Below are 4,741 nucleotides of genomic sequence, written 5' to 3' on the forward strand. Positions count from 1 at the left end.
GATCGGGATCAGCCCGTGGGACAGGATCTGGTTGCCGACGGCGAACTGCTGTTCGACCACCTTGGCGATGCCCTCGGCATTGGCGGCGCTGATCACCGAGCGCATCTTGGTGCCGAAGATCCCCTTGGCCACGGCGCGGGCGCAGAGCGCGTCCAGCTCGGGCATGGGCTTCATCAGCTGCACGCCGCCCTCTTCCTCGGCCAGGCCCTTGTCGACCTTCAGCAGCGGCACGACGTGGCATTCGTTCCAGAGGTACTGGGCGACGGGGGTGCCGTCGATATCGCCGTCCATGGTGCGCTCGAAGAGGATCGCGGCGATGACCTTCTCGCCGTTGAAGGCCGGCGACTTGATGATCCGCGCCCGCATCTGATGCACCAGCGAGAACATCTCCTCGTCGCCCGTGTAGGCATCTTCCTCGATACCGTAGAGGCGAAGGGCCTTGGGGGTGGAGCCGCCGCTCTGGTCGAGGGCGGCGATGAAGCCGTCGCCGGAGCGCATCTGCTCTGCCATTGCGGGATCGGATTTGACCATCTCGGCCTGCATCGTGTCGGACATGTCAATCGCCTGAAATCTTTGGGTTTCACCAATGACGGGGTCGGCAGGGCCGCCCCGGTATGCCCCTGCATAGGCGAGCCATGTGACAGAGGCAATTCAGGTTGCGCTAACGGATAGCGTGCAAGGCGTCGCGAGCCATAGGGCGCCTGTTATCCGGCAGATCCATGCAGGATGCGTGGCCAGGGTCAGGGGCTGCCGCCCGAGGAGGGCCGCAGAGCCGGCGTTGCCGCCCGGCAGGGTGCGTGCAAGGCTGGCCCGCCGGAACGACAAGGACCGGAGCCCCCCATGACAGCCCGCAGCATCGGACAGATGGACTTCCACAGCCGCGACTGGATGGAGCCCTGTTTTGCCGAGATCCCCGGCCTGGTGGCCCATCACCAGGGCAGCTTCGTCGTGCGCGGTGCCCGATGCGGCTTTCGTGATCCGCTTCCCGGACCGGGGCCACGCCGGGGCCTTCTGGCGTTCCTATGATTTCCAGGGGCCGGCGGTGCTGCGGCGCTCAGGCTCTTGCCTGAACGCCATTCTCGTCGACGGGACGGACTGACGCCCCGATAGCCGCCCCGGCCCGCGCGGGCGGGGGTTAGGCCCGTCAGCCCTCCAGCGCCGCGACGCCGGGCAGGGTCTTGCCTTCCATCCATTCCAGGAAGGCACCGCCTGCGGTCGAGATATAGGTGAAGTCGGCGGCCGCGCCCGAGGCGTTCAGCGCCGCGACCGTGTCGCCGCCCCCGGCGACGGATTTCAGCTTGCCCGCCTTGGTCAAGGCCGCGGCCTTCAGGGCGGCGGCATCGGTGGCGGCGTTGAAGGGGGCGATCTCGAAGGCGCCGAGGGGGCCGTTCCAGATCAGCGTCTTGGCGCGTTCGAAGGCGGCACCGATCCGCTCGACCGCCTCGGGGCCGGCGTCCAGGATCATCGTATCCGCGGGCACCTGGGTGACTGGCACGGTCTCGTTCTCGGCCCCGGCCTTGAACTCGCGCGCGACGACCACGTCCGAGGGCAGGATGATCTCGCAGCCCACGTCCAGCGCCTTCAGCATGATCTGCTTGGCGGTCTCGGTCAGCTCGTGTTCACAGAGCGACTTGCCGACGTTGATGCCCTGGGCGGCGAGGAAGGTATTGGCCATGCCGCCGCCGATCACCAGACGGTCGACCTTCTCGACCAGGTTGCCCAGCAGATCCAGCTTGGTCGAGACCTTGGCGCCGCCGACCACCGCCACCACCGGGCGCACCGGCTGGGCCAGCGCGCTTTCCAGCGCCTCAAGCTCGGCCTGCATCAGGCGACCGGCGCAGCAGGGCAGCTCGCGCGCCAGGGCCTCGGTGCTGGCATGGGCGCGGTGCGCGGCCGAGAAGGCGTCGTTGCAGTAGACGTCCCCCAGCGAGGCAAGCTCCCGTGCCAGGGCGGCGTCGTTCTTTTCCTCGCCGGGGTGGAAGCGGATGTTTTCCAGCAGCAGCACCTCGGCATTGTCCTGCTCGGCGGTATGGGCCTTGGCGGCCTCCAGCGTCTCGATGAAGACCACCTTGCGTCCAAGCGCCTCTTCCAGCGCGGGGATGCAGATGCGCAGCGACATCTCGGGGATGACCTTGCCTTTGGGGCGGCCGAAGTGGGCGATCAGCAGCGGCTGGCCGCCCTTGGCAAGGATGTCCTGCACGGTGGGAACGATTCGCTCGATCCGCGTCGCATCGGTGACGCGGCCGTCTTCGACGGGCACGTTGATGTCCACGCGGGTCAGCACCCGTTTGCCGTCAACATCCATGTCATCCAGCGTTTTCCAGCCCATAGCACCCTCTTCGCTCTGCGATTTGCGTCGGTTCCGCTCAAGTGATGGCCGCTTCCCGCCCCCTGGTCAACCGGCCCGGCTTGGCATTCCGGTCACATCTGCCTAATGCTGGCCCAAACAGCAAAGGAGGACCCCATGGCCGAGATCAAGGACCCCGAGAACACCATCCTGATGGAACTGAAGGGTGGCACCGTCACCATCGAGTTGCTGGCCGACGTCGCGCCCCAGCACGCTGCCCGCATGAAGGAGCTGGCGCGCTCGGGCCAGTACGACGGCGTGGTCTTCCACCGCGTGATCGACGGTTTCATGGCCCAGACCGGCGACGTCAAGAACGGCAACACCAAGACCGGCTTCGACATCCGCATGGCCGGCACCGGCGGCTCGGACCTGCCGAACCTGCCTGCCGAATTCTCGCGTCTGCCCCACGACCGCGGCACCCTCGGTGCGGCGCGCAGCCAGAACCCGAATTCGGCCAACTCGCAGTTCTTCATCAACTTCAAGGACAACCATTTCCTCAACGGCCAGTACACCGTCTACGGCCGCGTCATCGAGGGCATGGAGCATGTCGACGCCATCACCCGTGGCGAGCCGCCTGCGGAGCCCGACGTGATGATCTCGGTCAAGGTGGCCGCCGATGCGTAAGCTGGCCCTTTCCGCCGTGCTCGGCCTTCTGGCCGGGCCGGCCCTTGCCACCGGCCTTGACATCGAGATCGCCGGGGAAGGGGCCAACGGCACCGTCCACGTCGATCTCTTCGAGGATGTGGCGCCGCTGCATGTCGAGCGGATCACCCAACTGGCCGGGGAAGGCGCCTATGACGGCGTCTGGTTCCATCGGGTGATCGACGGCTTCATGGCCCAGACCGGGGATGTGCAGTACGGCAAGGAAGGCGGCGACATGCGCATGGCGGGGCGTGGTGGTTCGTCCTACGCGGACCTGCCGGCCGAGTTCTCGAAGATCCCCTTCACCCGGGGCATCGTCGGCATGGCCCGCAGCCAGAGCCCGGACAGCGCCAACTCGCAGTTCTTCATCATGTTCACCGACTATCCGTCGCTGAACGAGGCCTACACGGTCGTCGGCGAGGTGACCTCGGGCATGGAGATCGTCGACCAGATCAAGCGCGGCGAACGCAGCACCAACGGCACCATCGTCGGGGCGCCCGACCGGATGGTCTCGGTCACCGTTACCGAGTGAGCTGAGATATTGCAGAAATGAAAGGCGCCCCCGGCTTGGCCGGGGGCGCCTTTCTGTCGTCGGCCTGCGGCGCGGCTCAGAAACTGCCGGAGGAGCCCCCGCCGCCGGACGAACCGCCGCCGAAACCTCCGCCTCCGCCGCCCGAGTGGCTGCTGGCCTCCGAAAGCTGGGGCAGGGTGACCAGCATCACCGTCTGCCAGCCACAGGCGTCGCAGCGGGTGACCCGCCGCGCCCGGCCCGGGCGGTAGAGTGTGGCGGCCTGGTCGGTGATGCGGCTGCGGTGCAGCCTCTTTTGCCCGCAGCCCGGGCACGGGCGCAATGTCGTCACGAGATCGCCGATCTTCCGTCGCGCGCCGATCAGGACGACCAGCAGGATGGCGCCGAGGATGATCAGCGGGACGGTCAGATCCCTCGGCGGGGGCTCACCGGCGGCAAAGGGGCGGGCGAGGTCGTCGACCAGCCGCGCCGCGCCCTCTTCCAACCCTCGGGCATAGTCGCCTTCACGGAATGCCGGCAGCAGGGTCTTTTCCATGATCGCATCGGTGGTGCCGTTCCAGTCCTGTCCGAAGGCGCGGCCCAGCTCGATGCGGGTATCACGCTCCTCCAGCGCCAGCAGCAGGAGCACGCCGTCGTCGCGCTCTGCATCGCCGATGCCCCAGTCGTTGAACAGCAGCGTGGAGAAGCGCTCCAGCGTGATGCCGGGAATGTACTGTTCCCGGCTCTGCAGGGTCAGCACCGTGATATGGACGCCTGTCTCGTCCCGGGTCGCGCGCAGGCGGGCACGGATGGCCGCTTCGGTCTCGGGCGGCAGCACTGCGCCGAGGTCGTTGACGTAAGGGTCCGAGGGCGCAGGGAACTCCTGCGCCGCCGCGGGCAGGGCGGCCGACAGGACCAGCGCCAGCGCCAGCGCAAGTATGCGGACAGGAGACCTCATTCCGGCCGCGCGCCCTTCAGCAGCATGGCGTCGATCTCGGCCCCCGGCACCGATTTCTTCAGCTTCGAGAAGCTGCCATCCTCGAAGACCTCGGACATCGCATCCAGGATCACCCGGTGCGTCGCCCGCGCCAGCGCCGAGCCGAGAGAGATCCGCGCCACGCCGATGCGGGCGAAGTCCTCCATGGCGTAGCTGGCCAGGTGACCTGCCGCCAGGGCGTTAACCGGGAGGGCGGTGCTGTCGACCAGGCGCTGAAGGTCCTCGAAACTGGGCGGGCCGGGGACAT

At 67.6% G+C, this 4,741-nt stretch carries 7 protein-coding genes and 1 pseudogene; 4 read left to right on the forward strand and 4 right to left on the reverse strand.

Translation table 11 applies throughout. The annotated features are described in order from the left end of the window. Nucleotides 1–531, reverse strand: a pseudogene (locus OS124_RS0110290) (fructose-bisphosphate aldolase); the annotation flags it as partial. 309 nt (nucleotides 532–840) lie between these two features. Between OS124_RS0110290 and OS124_RS27425 the strand changes: the two are divergent. Together OS124_RS27425 and OS124_RS28345 are read left to right on the forward strand one after the other, a co-directional pair. Beyond that, nucleotides 841–1,026 (forward strand): hypothetical protein, encoded by a 186-nt coding sequence (locus OS124_RS27425; RefSeq protein WP_029375338.1) that lies wholly within the window; start codon nucleotides 841–843, stop codon nucleotides 1,024–1,026. Further along, nucleotides 974–1,099, forward strand: a complete 126-nt coding sequence (locus tag OS124_RS28345) for a DUF1330 domain-containing protein (protein WP_168161462.1) — start codon at nucleotides 974–976, stop codon at nucleotides 1,097–1,099. The genes OS124_RS27425 and OS124_RS28345 overlap by 53 nt, the downstream gene beginning before the upstream one ends. Before the next feature lie 45 nt (nucleotides 1,100–1,144). On the opposite strand, the gene OS124_RS0110300 is transcribed toward OS124_RS28345, so the two are convergent. Continuing rightward, the gene (locus tag OS124_RS0110300; RefSeq protein WP_010139496.1) at nucleotides 1,145–2,329 is read right to left on the reverse strand and encodes a phosphoglycerate kinase; all 1,185 of its coding nucleotides are present in this window, start codon (nucleotides 2,327–2,329) and stop codon (nucleotides 1,145–1,147) included. 135 nt (nucleotides 2,330–2,464) lie between these two features. Here OS124_RS0110300 and OS124_RS0110305 point away from each other — a divergent pair, with 135 nt between their 5' ends. Further along, nucleotides 2,465–2,971: a peptidylprolyl isomerase gene (locus tag OS124_RS0110305; RefSeq protein WP_010139497.1), complete on the forward strand. Its 507-nt coding sequence runs from the start codon at nucleotides 2,465–2,467 to the stop codon at nucleotides 2,969–2,971. Next, nucleotides 2,964–3,521: a peptidylprolyl isomerase gene (locus tag OS124_RS0110310; RefSeq protein WP_010139498.1), complete on the forward strand. Its 558-nt coding sequence runs from the start codon at nucleotides 2,964–2,966 to the stop codon at nucleotides 3,519–3,521. The genes OS124_RS0110305 and OS124_RS0110310 overlap by 8 nt, the downstream gene beginning before the upstream one ends. Before the next feature lie 76 nt (nucleotides 3,522–3,597). Here OS124_RS0110310 and OS124_RS24320 read toward each other — a convergent pair whose 3' ends face one another. Beyond that, on the reverse strand, nucleotides 3,598–4,455 hold the full coding sequence (locus OS124_RS24320; protein ID WP_010139499.1) for a TPM domain-containing protein: 858 nt from the start codon (nucleotides 4,453–4,455) through the stop codon (nucleotides 3,598–3,600). Continuing rightward, nucleotides 4,452–4,741: isocitrate lyase/phosphoenolpyruvate mutase family protein (locus tag OS124_RS27435; protein ID WP_010139500.1), on the reverse strand; the 290-nt coding region annotated here is incomplete at its 5' end. The genes OS124_RS27435 and OS124_RS24320, both read right to left, overlap by 4 nt.

Source organism: Oceanicola sp. S124 (assembly GCF_000220565.1).
Taxonomy (GTDB): Bacteria; Pseudomonadota; Alphaproteobacteria; order Rhodobacterales; family Rhodobacteraceae; genus Pseudooceanicola.

Coding starts and splice junctions, on each gene's coding strand:
- OS124_RS27425 (WP_029375338.1), top strand. CDS start 841: ATGACAGCCCGCAGCATCGGACAGATGGACTTCCACAGCCGCGACTGG.
- OS124_RS0110300 (WP_010139496.1), bottom strand. CDS start 2,329: ATGGGCTGGAAAACGCTGGATGACATGGATGTTGACGGCAAACGGGTG.
- OS124_RS0110305 (WP_010139497.1), top strand. CDS start 2,465: ATGGCCGAGATCAAGGACCCCGAGAACACCATCCTGATGGAACTGAAG.
- OS124_RS0110310 (WP_010139498.1), top strand. CDS start 2,964: ATGCGTAAGCTGGCCCTTTCCGCCGTGCTCGGCCTTCTGGCCGGGCCG.
- OS124_RS24320 (WP_010139499.1), bottom strand. CDS start 4,455: ATGAGGTCTCCTGTCCGCATACTTGCGCTGGCGCTGGCGCTGGTCCTG.